The sequence below is a fragment of the Dyella sp. genome (assembly GCF_036568765.1).
Taxonomy (GTDB): Bacteria; Pseudomonadota; Gammaproteobacteria; order Xanthomonadales; family Rhodanobacteraceae; genus GSA-30.
Genome location: NZ_DATCRY010000241.1, coordinates 1 through 15,682, shown reverse-complemented (window position 1 = coordinate 15,682; position 15,682 = coordinate 1). Strand labels below are relative to the sequence as shown.

At 62.8% G+C, this 15,682-nt stretch carries 15 protein-coding genes; 9 read left to right on the top strand and 6 right to left on the bottom strand.

The window, feature by feature from the left end; genetic code table 11:
- Positions 1-910 (top strand): xanthine dehydrogenase family protein subunit M (locus VIM98_RS16350; RefSeq protein WP_331994176.1); only part of this gene is annotated, 910 nt, incomplete at its 5' end.
- Positions 911-929: 19 nt separating this feature from the next.
- A complete protein-coding gene (locus tag VIM98_RS16345) occupies positions 930-3,155 on the top strand; it encodes a xanthine dehydrogenase family protein molybdopterin-binding subunit (RefSeq protein ID WP_331994175.1) in 2,226 nt (741 codons plus the stop codon).
- A gap of 89 nt (positions 3,156-3,244) precedes the next feature.
- On the opposite strand, the gene VIM98_RS16340 is transcribed toward VIM98_RS16345, so the two are convergent.
- The 3 genes from VIM98_RS16340 to VIM98_RS16330 are packed head-to-tail and all read right to left on the bottom strand — an operon-like array spanning position 3,245 to position 7,313.
- Positions 3,245-4,543: a cytochrome c gene (locus VIM98_RS16340; RefSeq protein ID WP_331994174.1), complete on the bottom strand. Its 1,299-nt coding sequence runs from the start codon at positions 4,541-4,543 to the stop codon at positions 3,245-3,247.
- Complete coding sequence (locus VIM98_RS16335; RefSeq protein WP_331994173.1) at positions 4,540-6,813, bottom strand: xanthine dehydrogenase family protein molybdopterin-binding subunit; 2,274 nt, start codon at positions 6,811-6,813, stop codon at positions 4,540-4,542. The genes VIM98_RS16340 and VIM98_RS16335 overlap by 4 nt, the downstream gene beginning before the upstream one ends.
- Complete coding sequence (locus VIM98_RS16330) at positions 6,810-7,313, bottom strand: (2Fe-2S)-binding protein (protein ID WP_331994172.1); 504 nt, start codon at positions 7,311-7,313, stop codon at positions 6,810-6,812. The genes VIM98_RS16335 and VIM98_RS16330 overlap by 4 nt, the downstream gene beginning before the upstream one ends.
- Positions 7,314-7,595: 282 nt before the next feature.
- Between VIM98_RS16330 and VIM98_RS16325 the strand changes: the two genes are divergently transcribed.
- The 6 genes from VIM98_RS16325 to VIM98_RS16300 are packed head-to-tail and all read left to right on the top strand — an operon-like array spanning position 7,596 to position 12,688.
- Positions 7,596-8,798, top strand: a complete 1,203-nt coding sequence (locus tag VIM98_RS16325; protein ID WP_331994171.1) for a molybdopterin molybdotransferase MoeA — start codon at positions 7,596-7,598, stop codon at positions 8,796-8,798.
- 28 nt (positions 8,799-8,826) lie between these two features.
- Positions 8,827-9,309: a cyclic pyranopterin monophosphate synthase MoaC gene (gene moaC / locus VIM98_RS16320; RefSeq protein ID WP_331994170.1), complete on the top strand. Its 483-nt coding sequence runs from the start codon at positions 8,827-8,829 to the stop codon at positions 9,307-9,309.
- On the top strand, positions 9,306-9,908 hold the full coding sequence (locus VIM98_RS16315) for an NTP transferase domain-containing protein (RefSeq protein WP_331994169.1): 603 nt from the start codon (positions 9,306-9,308) through the stop codon (positions 9,906-9,908). Before moaC ends, VIM98_RS16315 begins: the two co-directional genes overlap by 4 nt.
- Positions 9,905-10,987 (top strand): HesA/MoeB/ThiF family protein, encoded by a 1,083-nt coding sequence (locus VIM98_RS16310; RefSeq protein ID WP_331994168.1) that lies wholly within the window; start codon positions 9,905-9,907, stop codon positions 10,985-10,987. Before VIM98_RS16315 ends, VIM98_RS16310 begins: the two co-directional genes overlap by 4 nt.
- Entirely contained in the window at positions 10,984-12,078 is a 1,095-nt protein-coding gene (locus tag VIM98_RS16305) for an XdhC family protein (protein ID WP_331994167.1), read from the top strand. The genes VIM98_RS16310 and VIM98_RS16305 overlap by 4 nt, the downstream gene beginning before the upstream one ends.
- A gap of 28 nt (positions 12,079-12,106) precedes the next feature.
- Positions 12,107-12,688 carry a nucleotidyltransferase family protein gene (locus tag VIM98_RS16300; RefSeq protein ID WP_331994166.1) on the top strand — a complete coding sequence of 194 codons (582 nt, stop codon included), beginning with the start codon at positions 12,107-12,109 and terminating at the stop codon, positions 12,686-12,688.
- Here the strand turns inward: VIM98_RS16300 and VIM98_RS16295 are convergent.
- From VIM98_RS16295 to modA, 3 genes are read right to left on the bottom strand one after another with little or no spacing between them, the layout of a single operon-like run.
- Positions 12,685-13,350 (bottom strand): ATP-binding cassette domain-containing protein, encoded by a 666-nt coding sequence (locus VIM98_RS16295; protein WP_331994165.1) that lies wholly within the window; start codon positions 13,348-13,350, stop codon positions 12,685-12,687. The two genes, VIM98_RS16300 and VIM98_RS16295, sit on opposite strands and share 4 nt — an antisense overlap.
- Complete coding sequence (gene modB, locus VIM98_RS16290) at positions 13,347-14,021, bottom strand: molybdate ABC transporter permease subunit (protein ID WP_331994164.1); 675 nt, start codon at positions 14,019-14,021, stop codon at positions 13,347-13,349. Before modB ends, VIM98_RS16295 begins: the two co-directional genes overlap by 4 nt.
- An 8-nt stretch (positions 14,022-14,029) precedes the next feature.
- Entirely contained in the window at positions 14,030-14,767 is a 738-nt protein-coding gene (gene modA / locus VIM98_RS16285; protein WP_414650233.1) for a molybdate ABC transporter substrate-binding protein, read from the bottom strand.
- A gap of 348 nt (positions 14,768-15,115) precedes the next feature.
- Between modA and VIM98_RS16280 the strand changes: the two genes are divergently transcribed.
- Positions 15,116-15,682 (top strand): LysR family transcriptional regulator (locus VIM98_RS16280; protein ID WP_331994162.1); only part of this gene is annotated, 567 nt, incomplete at its 3' end.

Sequence of the window (15,682 nt, the reverse complement as noted above, 5' to 3'; positions counted from 1 at the left end):
GGACATTCGCTTCGTTGCCGGCGGCACGACCTTGATCGACCTGATGAAGCTCGACGTCGAACAACCACAGCAGATCATCGATATCAACAAACTACCCTTGGCCGAGATCGAGCGCACGTCCGACGGCGGGCTGAAGATCGGCGCGCTAGTCCGCAACGCCGACCTCGCGAATCATCGGGATGTAGTGCAACATTATCCTGTGCTATCCGAGGCCTTGCTTTCGGGCGCCACTGGACAATTGCGCAACATGGCTACCACCGGCGGCAACCTGCTGCAGCGCACGCGCTGCGTGTACTTCCGCGATAGCGCCAGTGCCTGCAACAAGCGCCAGCCCGGCAGCGGTTGTTCGGCTATCGGTGGCTTCAATCGCAATCTGGCCGTGCTCGGCACGAGCGAGCACTGCATTGCCAGCAACCCTTCGGATATGAATGTCGCTCTTGCCGCCCTTGAAGCTACCGTCGTTATCCAGGGCGTCAAAGGCAAACGCCATGTACCGATCGATGCCTTCTTCCTGCTGCCTGGCGACACGCCCGATCGCGAGACGGTCATGCTGCCCGGCGATCTGATTACCCATGTGCTGATCCCCCCATCGACCGATGCCCGCTCGCACTACTTGAAATTGCGCGATCGGGCATCCTACGAATTCGCACTGGCTTCGGCCGCGGTCGTGGTAACCATGCATGGCCGCACTATGACACAAGCACGTGTCGCGCTCGGTGGCGTCGGCACACGCCCGTGGCGCTCGCGCGAAGCCGAAGAAATTCTCCGCGGAAAGACGGCCGGTAGAGACCTGTTCGCCAAGGCCGCGGATGCCGCCTTGCATGGCGCGCACCCCCAAAGCCAGAACGGCTTCAAGGTCGATCTCGCTAAGCGCTGCCTGATCCAGGCCTTGGCGACCGCCACCGCGTGAGCTCCAGAGGAAGCCTCCGATGAACGCAACGACAGCAAGCGCACTTCCGGTCGGCCGGGAGCACACGCGTATCGACGGTCCGCTCAAAGTGAGCGGCACCGCGCGCTATAGTGCGGACTTTCAGTTTCCCCGCATGCTGCATGCCGTGCCGGTGTGCGCCACCGTGGCGGCCGGCCGGATCGCCGCGATCGACACGCTCAAGGCCGCGGCCATGCCAGGCGTGCGTAAGATCTATACACACGAGAACATCGGCAAGCTGTATCGGGTTCCGCCGTCGAGCAAGGCGCGTATCGACGAGCGCCGTCCACCGTTGAACGACGATACAATTCGCTATTACGGCCAGTACGTCGCCCTCGTGGTTGCCGATACGTTTGAACAGGCTACCGCCGCGGCCCAGGCGATCGGCGTCGATTACGCCGACGTGCGCCCGCCCTCGGTGAGCACACAACTGACGCCCGGCGCGCCTTACAAGACCGAAACCGAACGCGGCGACCCCGACGGCGCCTTTGCCAGCGCAGCGACAAAGGTCGACGCAACCTACAGCACACCTGCAGAGACGCACAATCCCATTGAGCTGCACGCCAGTGTGGCGTTATGGGACGGCGCACGCTTTACGCTCTACGAAACTACGCAGGCGGTCATGAACTATCGTGATGCGATGGCACAGATGCTGGGCGTACCATCGGACCACGTGCGCGTGATCACCGAGTATCTGGGTTCGGGTTTCGGCGGCAAACTCTGGCCATGGACACAGGCGGTGCTCGCCGCGGCCGCGGCACGCGACCTGGACAGGCCGGTCAAGCTGGTCGTTTCTCGCAAGATGATGTTCCACAACGTCGGACACCGGCCACACACGCAACAACGGCTGCGCCTGGCAGCCACTGCCGATGGCAAACTGATTTCATTGCAGCACGACTATCTCTACCACCGCGCCCGCGATGCGACATACAAGGAAAACTGCGGCGAAGCATCCGGCTTTCTTTACAGTACGCCCAATCTGCGCGTGACCTCCTCTTATAGCGAGCGCGATGTCGGTCCGGCCACGTCCATGCGCGGTCCCGGCGCGGTACCCGGATTATTTGCGTTGGAGTCGGCTGTAGATGAGTTGGCGCTGGCACTATCGATGGACCCCGTCCAGTTTCGCTTGCAAAACGAACCGGCGATCGACGAGATGGAAAATGTCCCGTTTTCGTCGCGCCACCTGAAGGAGTGCCTGACGCGCGGCGCCGAAACATTCGGCTGGGCACGCCGCAACCCTGCTGTCGGATCGATGCGAGATGGCGATACCGTGCTGGGCTGGGGTGTGGCCGGCTGTACCTGGATCGCCGAGCGCTTTCCCGCCGAAGCCCTCGTAACGCTGAATGCGGACGGGAGCGTGCGCGTGGCCAGCGGCACTCAGGACATCGGCACCGGCACATATACCGTCATCGCGCAGATGGCCGCCGAACTGGCAGGCGTCGACGTGGACAAGGTCAAGGTCGTCATCGGCGACAGCAGCTTGCCACCCGGCCCATGGTCCGGCGGCTCCATGGCTACCGGCTCGATGGTTCCCGCGCTGGTCGAGGCGATGCAGGACATCGGCAATCAACTGATGCATATCGCCATTCAGGGGGACGGCGATTTTGCTCATCTCGATACCGGTCAACTGGCGTTCTCCGACGGGCGTGTGCACCGTAAGGAACAGCCCCCGCGAGACGGCAAGCGCTTCGAGGATATCCTTGCCAGGGCCCGGCTCGCGCACGTCGAAGGTCACGGCAAAGCCGAAGGGACCTTCGGCAAGAAGAACAAACCCTACTCCACTCATTCATTCGGCGCGCATTTCGTCGAGATAGGCTGGCAGCCGCAAATAGCGCGACTGCGCGTGAGGCGCGTGGTTACCGTCATCGATGCGGGACGCATCGTCAATCCGCTAACGGGCCGCAATCAGATCGAAGGCGCTGTCGTCATGGGCGTGGGCATGGCCATGTTCGAGCAGACTCACTACGATTCACGTAACGGCATGGCGATCAATAGCAATCTTGCCGACTACATCATGGCCTCGCATGCCGACACGCCCGCCATGGAAGTCATCTTCCTCGACTACCCGGATACCAAGCTCAATGCCATGGGGGTACGCGGCATAGGCGAAATCGGCCTGGCCGGTATCGCTGCAGCCATTACAAATGCCGTGCACCACGCTACCGGCATTCGGGTACGCGATCTGCCTGTACACATCGAAGATCTCTTGGCGTCCAAGGTCACCTGAGCGAACACGCTCGTCATGCAGCCCACGCTGGGCACGATCCGCGTGCTTTGAAGGTAGCGGAGCGGCCCAGCATGCCCTGGAAACGCGATCTACCTGCGCTGCGCGACGTCCTGTGGCGTCACGATTCCCTGCTTCGCGCCAAAATGGGCGATGACATAATTGGCGAGCGCAGCAACCTCGGTATCCGAATACGCCTTGCCGAACGCCGGCATATAGACATCCTGGTCCGCGACGCGCCATTTCGAACCATGCAGGATGACTTGCGTGATATTGCCACCGGACGGATCGTTGACACCACGCGTACCCAACAAGGTCGCATAAGCTGTCTGTTGCCCCTTGCCGTTCCATTGATGGCAGCTCGCGCAGGCACCTTCGAACAGCCGCAAACCCAATTGATTGCCATCGGCCGAATCGCCGCCAGGTGCCGCGTCGTTGGACGCCAGTGCCGGCGCCGCCTTGGCATCGATCGTGATCGGATCCTTGCCGCTATGGGATGGAACGCCACGCAAGTACGTGACAAGTGCAGCGATATCGTCCGGCTTCAGATATTGCAGGCTATTTTCTACCGCCTCGGCCATCGGCCCCGAGGCTGAACCGCGCCCTTCGGCATGCCCTGTACGCAGGTAGCTGGTCAGGTCTTCGTCGCTCCAGCTCCCAATGCCGTGCTGCGGGTCGGAGGTGATGTCATAGGCACGCCAGCCCTGCAGCGATTCGCCCGACAGCGCACTACCGCGCTTCAGGCCAAAAGCAAAGTTGCGCGGCGTGTGGCACTCATCGCAGTGGCCGAGCGCATTGGCCAGATAGGCACCGCTGTTCCATTGTGCCGATTTGGACGTATCCGGCTCAAAACGCTTGCTCTTGAAGAACGCCGCGTTCCAGAATCCCATAGCCCAGCGCTGGTTGAATGGAAAATCCAGCACATTGGCGCGGTTCTCCTGTTGAATCTTCGGCAGGCTGAACAGATAGGCCTTGATCGCCAGCACATCGGCGCGGCTGAGCTGCGTATAGGACGTATAGGGAAATGCCGGATACAGATGCGCGCCATCTTTGCGCACGCCTTCGCGTACTGCGCGGACGAAGTCGTCATCGCTCCAGCTACCGATGCCCGTCGTCTCATCGGCGGTGATGTTGCTGGAATAAATGGTGCCGAATGGCAGCGTAAAGGCCACGCCGCCGGCGAACGGTTTGTTCGAACCCGGCACGGTATGGCAGGCGGTGCAATCCGCGGCCTTGGCAAGGTATTCGCCGCGTGCAATGACATCGGAACCCGTCGGCGCACCGACGATGGCCGGTGCCGTGCCCGCCGCCGGGTCGGTGCGGTTGAGCCAGAAATACGCGACCGCACCGATGGCGACCAGCACAATGACGATCGACAGGAAACGCTTCATGTCACGCCCTCCGTTACCGGCATCGCAGCGCCGACGACATGTTTGAGTGCGTCCGCGCCCTGTACGAGCAGGCTGCGATCTACCGGCAGCTTATACAGGCGTACGCCGGTAGCGGCAAAGATTGCGTTGGCCAGTGCCGGAGCAGCGATTGCCGTCCCCACCTCGCCCAAGCCACCGGGCGCCTCGCCATTCTCGATGCGATGGATTTCGATCGGTGGCGTTTCGTTGATCCGCAGGTTACGGTAGTCGTTGAAGTTGCCCTGTTCGATCGCGCCGTTCTTCAGCGTGATCTCGCTGTAGAGCGCCGCACTTAAGCCGAACAGCAGGCCGCCCTGTACCTGTGCTTCGATCGAGCTGGTGTTGATCGCAATACCGCAATCGAGCGCCACCACCGCCTTGCGCAGCCTTACCTCGCCTTGCGGCGAAACCTCGGTCTCCACGATGGCGCAGACATGGCTACCGAAGGGCTCTCCCAGCGCCACACCGCGACCGACGCGTGCAGGCAACGGCTGGCCGCCCCAGCCGATCTTCTCGGCCGCCGTGTCGAGCACCTTCAGGGCGCGCGGGTTCTTTTGCAGCAGGGAGCGACGGTAGTCGACCGGGTCCTTGCCGGCCTTGTGCGCCAACTCGTCGATAAAACTTTCGAACGAGAACAAATTATGAGTAGGCCCGACGCCGCGCCACCATCCTACGATCAGGCCGGGCGGCATATCGTGACGAATCCATTCGATCTTGGTGCGCGGAATGTCGTATGGCGTTTCCACCAGGCATTCGACCGCATCGCTATCGAGACCGTCCTTGCCCATCGCGCCCGGTGCCCAGCGGCCGAGCACGGTACCGCCGCTGGTGCGGTCGCCGAACCAGGCCGGCTTGCCGTCGCCATCGAGCACGGCAGTAAGAATGTCGTGATACATCGGCCGCACGCGGTCATGCCGGATATCTTCTTCGCGCGACCACACCACCTTGAGCGGGTAGGACACCTGCTTGGCCAGTGCTACCGCCTGTTCGACCGAATCGGTTTCCAGGCGCCGGCCGAAGCCACCGCCCAGGTACTGGTTATGCACGACGATTTTCTCGGCCGGCAAACCAGTGATCTTGCTGGCGACGTCGACCACCCGCGTCGGCACCTGGGTACCGGTCCAGACCTCGCATTTATCTGCCGTGACGAACACTGTGGCATTGAGCGGTTCCATGGTGGCGTGAGCAAGCATCGGCAGCTGATAGGTCGACTCGACCACCGTGCCGCCCTCCGGCCGCTTGCCGGCTTCCTTGGCGACAATGGACTGGCCGTGCATCGCACTGTCAGCCAATGCGTCACGCAACTGTTGGGTCGTCAAGCTCGCATTGGGGCCGGCATCCCACTGGATATCCAATGCTTCCAGCCCACGCTTGGCCGCCCAATAATGGTCGCCCACGACGGCGACCGCATCGCCGATGTGCAGCACGTCGACCACACCCGGCACTGCACGCGCAGGCTTGTCGTCAACGGCGACGAACTTGCCTCCCAGCGTCGGGCAGGCCTTGACTGCCGCGATCTTCATGCCCGGCAGCCTTACGTCCAGGCCGAACTGGGTCGAACCTTTAACCTTGTCGGCCGAATCGACGCGGCGCAGCGGCTTGCCGATCAGGGTGAAATCCTTCGGGTCCTTCAACTGCACCTTGTCGGGCAAAGGAAGCTTGCCGGCCGCCGCGGCCAGCGAGCCGAAACTCGCGCTACGGCCCGAAGCCGTGTGGTGCACCGTGCCACGCTCGACCGTGCAGGTAGAAGGGTCGACATGCCATTGCGCCGCGGCCGCAGTCACCAGCATGGTGCGCGCGACAGCACCGGCTTCGCGCAGCACCGGCCACGTGGCGCGGGTACTGGTTGAGCCACCGGTGATCTGGCCACCGAGCAACGGAATACCGTAAAGCTCTTCGCTCGGCGGCGAATGCTCGACCTTGATCTGATCCAGGCCGACGCCGAGCTCCTCGGCGATCATCATGCTCGACCCCGTGTAGATCGACTGGCCCATTTCTACCGTCGGCATCACCAGGCGAATCGAGCCGTCGGTATCGATACGGATAAACGCGTTCGGCGCGAACGGCGGATTGCCGTCCGCGATCGCGGCAACCGCGTCGCCCGCCTGGCGCCGCGGATTGATGCTGGCCGCGGCGATACCGGACCCGCCCAGCCACAGGAAAGCGATCGCCAGCCCCGTATGCTGCAGGGCGCGGCGCCGACTCAGATCGACCTCGTCGTTAGTCAGGCTTTGCTGCGATTCGTGGCTCATGGCGTAGCCTCCATCGGCGCGGTAACGATGGTTTGCAGAATATCGGCCTTGCCCGTCGCCGCCTGCTTGATAGCTGCGCGGATGCGCACATACGTGCCACAGCGGCAGATATTGCCGGCCATCGCGGCATCGATGTCCGCATCGCTCGGATTCGCGGTGCGGTTGAGCAACGCAGTCGCCGACATGATCTGGCCGGACTGGCAGTAGCCGCATTGCACGACATCGACATCCAACCAGGCCTGCTGAATCTTAGCCCCGTTGGGCGTATTGCCGACCGCTTCGATCGTCGTGACAGCCTTGCTGCCGACAGCGCTGACCGGCAGCACGCAAGAACGTACCGGCTGACCGTCCAGATGAACCGTGCAGGCGCCGCACTGGGCCATACCACACCCGAACTTGGTGCCGGTAAGGCCAACTACATCACGTAAAACCCACAACAAGGGCATGTCGGCCGGCACATCGACTTCGTGCGATTGACCATTGATGGACAAAGTCAGCATAAGTGCATTCCCCATTTCAATTCGGACTCGATCCATGAAGAGCATCGTGCCGTCGGGCACTCCGCGCATCGCCTAATTAAAGCACCGGAGCCGGTCGGCAGAAACTAAACTTAAATTCATGTCTTCGTTTTTGCCAGTCTGGCCGCCCCATACTGCGACAGCCGGGTCCCGGCAGTTGTAAAAACCGTGTGTATGACAGCCGGCGCTTGCGCCGATCTTACGCGCCGCTCCACCATGGCCGCGCTAAACTCACAGCCTGTCTGCAGTACATCAGGAGTCGATGTGGAGGAACCGATCAGCGTGGGCACCGCCGAGGCCTTGATCGGCAAGCACATGCCACGCTTTTCTGTCGAGCGTGTCGCGCTTGCCGAGGCCCAGGGGCGCGTCTTGCGCCAGACCGTTCAAGCGGATCGCGACCAGCCACCTTTCGACCGCGTCATGATGGACGGCGTGGCGCTGCGCTACAGCGGGACTGAGCATGCCTATCGCCTGGCCGGTACGCAGTTGGCCGGCCAGCCTGCCATGGCGCTGGCCTCGACGAATGACTGCCTGGAGGTCATGACGGGCGCGATGCTGCCCGCGGGTGCCGACACGGTCGTTCCTGTGGAGAGCCTGCGCAAGCAGGACGGCACTATTCGCTTCGACGCACAGGCGGTATCCGCTGTCGGCCAGTTCGTGCATCGTCGGGGCTCGGATTGCCGGGCCGGCGATACGCTGCTCGAGCCGGGTTGCATATTGCGGGCACCGGAAATCGCCGTGCTGGCGACCAATGGCCTGACGCACGTCGATGTTGCACGCATTCCTTCCATTGGCGTGGTCGCCACCGGCGATGAGCTCGTCGACGTCGCCGCGATACCCGAACCCTGGCAGATCCGCCGCTCCAACGACTATGGCATCGGCGCCGCTCTACGCGATGCGCAGTTTCCATCGATCTCGCTCCATCACGTCGCCGATGAACAGGTACGGGTTACGACGCTGTTGGCCGAGCGGTTGGAGCGCGATGACGTACTGATCCTCTGCGGTGGCGTCTCGATGGGCCAGCGCGACCTCATTCCCGGGGCGCTGACGGCCCTCGGGGTCGAGCGTGTTTTTCATCGCATCGCGCAACGCCCCGGCAAGCCGATGTGGTTCGGCATCGCTCCGGGTGGCAAGCCCGTATTCGCCCTGCCCGGCAACCCGGTTTCCGCGCTGGTCTGCACGCTGCGCTATGTCATCCCCGCCTTGCGCGCCGCCAGCGGCATCACGCCGGCGCGACCGCGACCGATCGCCCTGGCCTCGCCACTCACGACCAGTGCCAGCCTCACCTGCTTCATTCCGGTCGCTCTTGCCTACGGTGACGACGGCCTTGTCTTTGCCCATCCGGTGCCCTCGGCAACCTCGGGCGATTTCGCCTCGCTGGTGCGCACCGACGGCATGATCGAACTGCCACCCAGCGCAGCATCGTTCCCACCCGGCCACGTAGCGCCATTCCGGCCCTGGTCGTGACGGCACGACATCTATGAAGGAGACGACCATGCTTTCGCATGTCGACGAAAATCAACAACCGCGGATGGTCGACGTGAGCGGCAAGGCCGCAACTCATCGCGTCGCACGCGCGCAAGCCCGGCTGGGCTTCCCGGCGGAAGTCGCCTCGGCGCTGCGCGAAGCCGGCTACGTCACCCCCAAGGGCGCAGTGATCACCGTGGCCCAGATCGCCGGCGTGATGGGCGCCAAAGCGACACCGCAACTGATTCCACTGTGCCATCCGCTGGCCATTGAACGCTGCCGGGTCGATATCCATATCGAAGGCGACGATGCGGTGATCGAGTGCGAAGTCGCCTGCCGCGGTACGACCGGCGTGGAGATGGAAGCCCTGACCGGTGCCAGTGTCGCCGCATTGACCATCTACGACATGTGCAAGGCCATGTCGCATGCCATGGTCATACGCGAGGTGCGCTTGCTCGCCAAAAGCGGCGGCAAACGCGATATCGACTTAACGGAGCCCCGGCCCGAATGAATACGTCCCCTCCACCGATCCAGGGCCTGCTGTTGACCGGCGGTGCAAGTCGCCGCATGGGACAAGACAAGGCACTGCTGGCCTATCGGGGCGAAAGCCAGCTGACTCACGCCTTCGGGTTGCTGCAATCGGTAGTGCCTCGGGCCTTTATTTCCGTACGCGAAGATCAGCGCGAGGGAGAGGTACGACGCGAGCTCCCACAAATCGTCGATCGCCAACACGATATTGGGCCCGCCGCAGGCATCCTAGCCGCTCATGAGGCTTATCCCGATGCCGCGTGGCTTGTATTGGCTTGCGACCTGCCGCTCCTCAATCGCGAAACCTTGCTTGCCCTGCTCGATGCGCGTGACCCTTCGCGCGATGCAACCGCTTTTACCAGCGCGCACGACGGCTTACCCGAGCCTTTATGCGCCATCTGGGAGCCTGCGGCGATCGAGCGACTCGCCGCTGCCGTGGCTACCGGACGTGTCTGTCCGCGCAAGAACCTGATCGCCGGCGACACCTTATTGATTCCTCCCATCGATCCCGAAGCCCTGGACAATGCCAATTCGCCGGACGAGCGCGCCGCGATCCTGCAGCGACTAGAGAGTGCCTTGTGACAACGCTACGCGATTATGTTCCTGATTATTCGCGCCAGATGCGCCTGAGCGCGGTGGGGACCGAAGGCCAGGCACGGCTCGCACGCAGTCGCGTGCTGGTCATCGGCGCCGGCGGCCTCGGCTCGCCCGCGCTCCAATACCTTGCAGGCGCAGGCATCGGTCATCTTGGCATCGTCGATGGGGACACGCTGGATGCCAGCAACCTGCATCGGCAAACCCTCTACAATGCCGCCGACATCGGCCAATCCAAGGCGCAACTTGCGGCACGTCATGTGCGCGCCTTGAATCCGAGCATCGATGCGGTCGGCATCGAACGTGTACTGGACGCCGAGAGCATCGTGTCTTTGTTCGCGACGTACGATCTCATTCTCGAATGCACCGACGACATGCGCAGCCGCTACCTGTGCAGCGATGCCGCAGTGCTCAGCGGCAAGCCGGTCATCTTCGCCAGCGTTTACCAGTACGAAGGGCAATTGCATGTTTATCGCCCGGGGCGCGACACTCCCTGTCTGCGCTGCTTATGGCCACAAGAACCCGACCCGGCCCAACTCGGCAGTTGCGAATTGTCCGGCGTGCTCGGGCCGGTACCCGGCGTGCTGGGCACCTTGCAGGCCGTCGAAGCCTTGAAGTTATTGCTCGACCTGCCCGGCCGGCTGGGTAACGACTTGATGCTGCTCGATCTGCTCGATGTCGATATGCGCCGCATACGCACTCGCCACAGCGGACACGATTGCCGCACGGAAGCCGAACGCGGCCTGGCTGCACGACGGGAAAACGAGCAGCTCGAGCGCAGCTTTCCTACCCTGCAAGCTGCTCTGTTGGCCGGCTTCCAGCTGGTGGATCTGCGCGAGCGCGACGAGATCGAAAGCGCGCCGCTGGACGCCCCGGCCCTGTGGATACCTTCCGGCGAAGTGCTCGATCGCGCGACGAGCTTTGCACACGGCCGCTGGCTGCTGGTTTGCGCGCGCGGCGCACGTAGTCGTTACGCCGCCGAACAATTGCGCGCACGTGGCCTTGGCAGCGTTTACTCCCTGCAAGGTGGCTGGAGCACTATGCAACACGCGACTATCGCCCCATGAATTCCGCACAAGAGCTACAGGCGTTGGCAGGAGCCATACGCGACTTGCAACGCAGGGCTTTTATCGGTGGCGGCGCACTGGCCACCATCATCGAAACGCGCGGCTCCACGTTTCGGCGGGCCGGTGCGAGCATGCTGATCCTCGGCGATGGCAGCATCGTCTGCGAACTGGCGGGCGGCTGCCCGCAACGCGATATCGTGCTGCGGGCGCAGGAGGTCATGGCCGACGGTCATGCCCGTCTGGTGCACTACAACCGTGATACGAACTACGACATTCTGATCGAGCTCGGTTGTGGCGGCGAACTGAGCGTACTGATCGAGCCGCTGCTCGGTGAGTGCCATATCGAACATCTCGACGCGCTGGAGGGCTGTCTGGCACGGCGCGACGTGGGCGCGATGGCCATGGTATTCGCGCACGACGACGGCAACTTGCTACCCCATCCGCGCAGGTTGCTGGCAAACGGCAACGGCGTGCTTTTCGATGGCATCGGCGATGACGCGTTGGGCGCGCAACTGCTCCATCGGATCGAAAACCTCGAACGCCGTGTGGAACCATTCACCAGCGGAGACGGCCGCGTGCACGGCCTGGTGGAACAGATGCATCCCTGCCCATCTCTGGTCTTGATCGGCGCGAATGCTGGCGCCCGTGCCATGGCCGAGATGGCGCTCGCACTCGGATGGCAGGTCACCCTCGTCGATACCGACGCGGAACGCCTGAAATCCTTGGCTTTGCCGCTACCCATCGAAACGATGGCGGTCGGCCCGGCCGCCCTTCGTGCCGCGCTATCGCCGGACAGCTTTACCGCAGTCATGGCGATGACCCATCGCTACGAATTGGACGTGGATTATCTCAGTGCACTCGGTAACAGCGAACTCGCCTATGTCGGTGCGATCGGCTCGCGCGAGCGCGCACAACGCATGCACCGAGCGTTGAATGGTCACTTCGACCGCCTGCATGTACCCGCAGGCCTGGATATCGGGTCGGAGACGCCACAGGAGATTGCGCTGGCGGTGATCGCCGAAATTGTCGCGACATTCAATATGCGCGAGGGGCAGCGTCTTATCGATACGCGCGGACCGATTCACTCATGATTCCGGCCCCTGGCCTTCATCCGCGCCCATGATCGGGATAGTGCTCCTCGCTGCGGGCGAAGCCAGCCGTTTCGGCTCCCCGAAGCAAGCCGCCTGTCTCGGTGGCCTGCCTTTGGTTCGCCGTGCAGCCATTGCGGCAAGCCAGGTCGGCGACGTCGTCGCAGTCGTGATCGGCGCGCACCGGGCCACTGTCGAGCCGCTGCTTGACGGCCTGCCGGCGATGCGCTCGTTCAACCCACATTGGCAAGAAGGCATGGGTGGTTCGATTGCCGTCGGTGTCGCCTCGTTGCTGCAAACGCAGCCAGCACTAAGTGCACTGATCGTTTCCCTGGCAGACCAGCCACTGGTAGGCGAGCAGCAGCTGCGCGATCTGGTAACGAAGCACCACGCAGAACCCAATGCGATCGTCGTGGCCAGCTACGAGGGCATGCTCGGGCCGCCTTGTCTTTTTCCCGTCGCCTATGCCGACGAGCTATGCGCGTTGTCGGGCGCGCATGGCGCCCGCGCGATTCTGCAACGGCACCCCGACCGCGTCATAGCCATACCGATGCCGCAAGCCGCCCTGGATATCGATACGCCCGCCGACCTGACCAAGCTACCGGGACTCTAGCCGATGCGCCCTTCGCGGATCTCGAACACTGCCTCGCCCAAGGCCTCGGCATCGGCCGGGTCGTGCGTAATAACCACCATCTGCAAACCCAATTGCGCCTGCACAGCGACGAGCTCCCTGCGCATCCGCGCCCGCAACGCCGGGTCGAGCGCGGAAAACGGTTCGTCCAACAGCAGGATTTCCGGTTCGGCCGCCAGCGCACGCGCCAGCGCGACGCGCTGTTTCTGCCCACCGGAAATCTGCGCGGGGTAATTTCCAGCCATGCTATCGAGTTCGAACGTCTGCAGCCAACGCTGCGCTGGCTCTGGCAATACTGCCCGGCGACTGGGATTGAGCAGCCCGCGGCGAACGCCGAAGGCGATATTCTGTCCTACGGTCAGATGAGGAAACAGCGCATAGTCCTGGAACACATATCCGGCCTTGCGCGCCCGTGGCGGCAGGTCGATGCCACCCGATGCATCGAACAGCACCCGCTCATCGATAGCGACATGCCCTTTGTCGGGCCGCAGCAAGCCAGCAATGGCGCGCAGCGTCAGGCTCTTGCCGGCCCCCGAAGGGCCATGCAGGACGACTCGCCGGCTCTCGCTGCGCAGACTGACGTCGAGTTCGAAGCGGCGTTGCGCATCGGTCATCGTGCGTCGGATCGCAATATCCAGGCTCATCGTTCCGACCGCCTGACCGTATCTCGCGGCGCGAGCCGGCCGGCGATCAGCAAGGCCGCCACACAGGTCACCGAAGCTACGGCGACCATGATATTGGCACCGGCGTCATCGCCCGCCTGGACAGCGGCATAGATCGCCACCGAAAGCGTTTGCGTTCGCCCGGGCAAGTTACCGGCAATCATCAAGGTAGCGCCGAATTCGCCCAGTGCACGTGCGAACGCCAGCAGCGCGCCGGCCGTGATGCCCTTGGCCGCCAACGGCAATGAGACCCGAAAGAACACGGGCCACGCGGACAATCCCAGCACGCGCGCGGCACTTTCAAGATGCGGATCGACTTCTTCGAAGGCGGCGCGCGCTGCTTTATGGATCATCGGAAACGCCACCAGGGTCGAAGCGATCACCGCGCCTTGCCAGGTAAATACCGGGCTCAGATCCCAGCGATCCAGCAAAGCGCCGAGCGTACCGTGCCGGCCGAGCAACACCAGCAAGTAATAACCCAACACAGTCGGCGGCAGCACCAGCGGCAGCGTCAGCAGCGAATCGACCAGTTCGGCCAAGGGCGAACGCCAACGTGAGAGACCATAAGCCACCGCCGTACCCAGTACCAGATTCAAACCCGTTGCCCAGGTCGCGACCTTCAGCGACAGCAACAAAGGGGCCCATAAATCCATCGTCGCGCTCAAGGCTTGAGGAAGCCGTACTGCGACAGCACCGATTGCCCCTCGGGCGACAGCACGAAAGCAGCAAAGGCTTGAGCCTCGGAGGCGTGCCTGGACTGAGCGATCACTGCCAATGGATAGGCAATCGGCGCGGCGGTCGGCACGGTCATGACCACTCGAACCTTATCCTTGGCAATCGCCGCATCCGTGGCGAAGACAAAGCCGGCATCGACTTCGTCACGGCTGACATAATCCAGACTTTGGCGCACGTTCTGAGCCAGCACCGTCTTGGCCGACAGGCCCTGCCAAAGCCCCTGCGCCTCGAGTGCTCCCTTGGTATAGCGTCCTGCCGGCACCGAGGCGGGGTCACCCGCCGCGATACGTTTAACGGAGGATTGCTCCAGGTCGCGCAGTGACGACAGCTTCAGCGTGCTCGAAGCAGGAGCGATCAGTACTAATTGATTGGCTGCGAAATTCCGACGCGATCCGGCCAGCAGCAGGCTCTGCGCCTGCGCTTTGTCCATTGCGGCCTGATCCGCCGAAGCGAAGACGTCGGCGGGAGCGCCGTTGGCGATCTGTTGCAGCAACACGTCGGAGGCCGCGAAATTGAGCACCACATGCGTACCCGGGTGCTTGGCTTCATAAGCCTTGGCTACGCTCTGGAAGGCATTGGTAAGACTGGCTGCGGCCGAGACCACCAGGTCGTCCGCGCGTGCGACCGGCATGACTGACCAGGCCAGCGCAGCGGCAAAAGCCATCGATCGAATCGAACGCTTACGTACCATGAAGGGCTCCGCTGGGTATGACGAGCGGCGACTATATAGCAACGCCGGTGAAAAACTGCTCGGATCGAGCGCCAGATCTTTCATGCTAAATCACTTGCAGTATGCAATACAACAACTTGATTTATATGAATATATTTTTGGCGTATTTTCCGAAGTCTGCGCCCGGCAATACCGAGTGTTCCATGGCCGCGGCGGAAGTTCGCTTCTGCAAAGCAGCCGAGTTTTCAGCAGTCTCGCTGACTGCCCGGACTTGTTGCCCTCGCCCTTTTCTACCTCTGGGAACGTATGAAATTATGCCGCCAATCCCCTAAGGCAGCCCCGATGCGTTCCTTGCCGCCCGAACTCCTCCGCAGTTTCGTCGCCGTCGCGCAAACCGGCAGCTTCACTGTAGCCTCCGAGCGGATCAATCTCTCTCAATCGACCGTCAGCCAGCACATCCGGCGGCTCGAGGAGATACTCGGCCGGGCATTGTTCGAGCGCGATACGCGCAACGTGCGGCTTTCTCCGCATGGCGAGGCGCTGCGCCGTTATGCCGAGCGGATCCTGGACATGATGGACGAAGCGCTCACCTCCCTCGGCGGCCCGGTGCTCAATGGCCGGGTAAGGTTGGGGTTGTCAGAGGATTTCGCTGCCAGCGGCCTGACTGCCGCATTGACCGACTTCGTCGAACGCAATCCTGGTGTGGAACTTGCCGTTACCACGGATCTCAGCGGCAACCTGTTTCGCGAACTGGACGAGGGTCGCTTCGACCTGGTTTTCGCCAAGCGACTGAGCGGCAGCCAGCGCGGCCGGGTCATCCGCAGCGAGCCGTTGTATTGGTGCGCCGGCCAGCATTCGCCGCTGACCGGCGGTGAGGCCATACTTCCGCTGGCTTTGCACCCTGAGCCC

Excerpts from the sequence above, each read along its gene's own strand:
- VIM98_RS16330 (WP_331994172.1), bottom strand. The coding sequence starts at position 7,313 with ATGCTGACTTTGTCCATCAATGGTCAATCGCACGAAGTCGATGTGCCG.
- modB (WP_331994164.1), bottom strand. The coding sequence starts at position 14,021 with ATGGATTTATGGGCCCCTTTGTTGCTGTCGCTGAAGGTCGCGACCTGG.
- VIM98_RS16335 (WP_331994173.1), bottom strand. The coding sequence starts at position 6,813 with ATGAGCCACGAATCGCAGCAAAGCCTGACTAACGACGAGGTCGATCTG.
- modA (WP_414650233.1), bottom strand. The coding sequence starts at position 14,767 with ATGGCTTTTGCCGCTGCGCTGGCCTGGTCAGTCATGCCGGTCGCACGC.
- VIM98_RS16305 (WP_331994167.1), top strand. The coding sequence starts at position 10,984 with ATGAATTCCGCACAAGAGCTACAGGCGTTGGCAGGAGCCATACGCGAC.
- VIM98_RS16345 (WP_331994175.1), top strand. The coding sequence starts at position 930 with ATGAACGCAACGACAGCAAGCGCACTTCCGGTCGGCCGGGAGCACACG.
- VIM98_RS16300 (WP_331994166.1), top strand. The coding sequence starts at position 12,107 with ATGATCGGGATAGTGCTCCTCGCTGCGGGCGAAGCCAGCCGTTTCGGC.
- VIM98_RS16295 (WP_331994165.1), bottom strand. The coding sequence starts at position 13,350 with ATGAGCCTGGATATTGCGATCCGACGCACGATGACCGATGCGCAACGC.
- VIM98_RS16315 (WP_331994169.1), top strand. The coding sequence starts at position 9,306 with ATGAATACGTCCCCTCCACCGATCCAGGGCCTGCTGTTGACCGGCGGT.
- moaC (WP_331994170.1), top strand. The coding sequence starts at position 8,827 with ATGCTTTCGCATGTCGACGAAAATCAACAACCGCGGATGGTCGACGTG.
- VIM98_RS16340 (WP_331994174.1), bottom strand. The coding sequence starts at position 4,543 with ATGAAGCGTTTCCTGTCGATCGTCATTGTGCTGGTCGCCATCGGTGCG.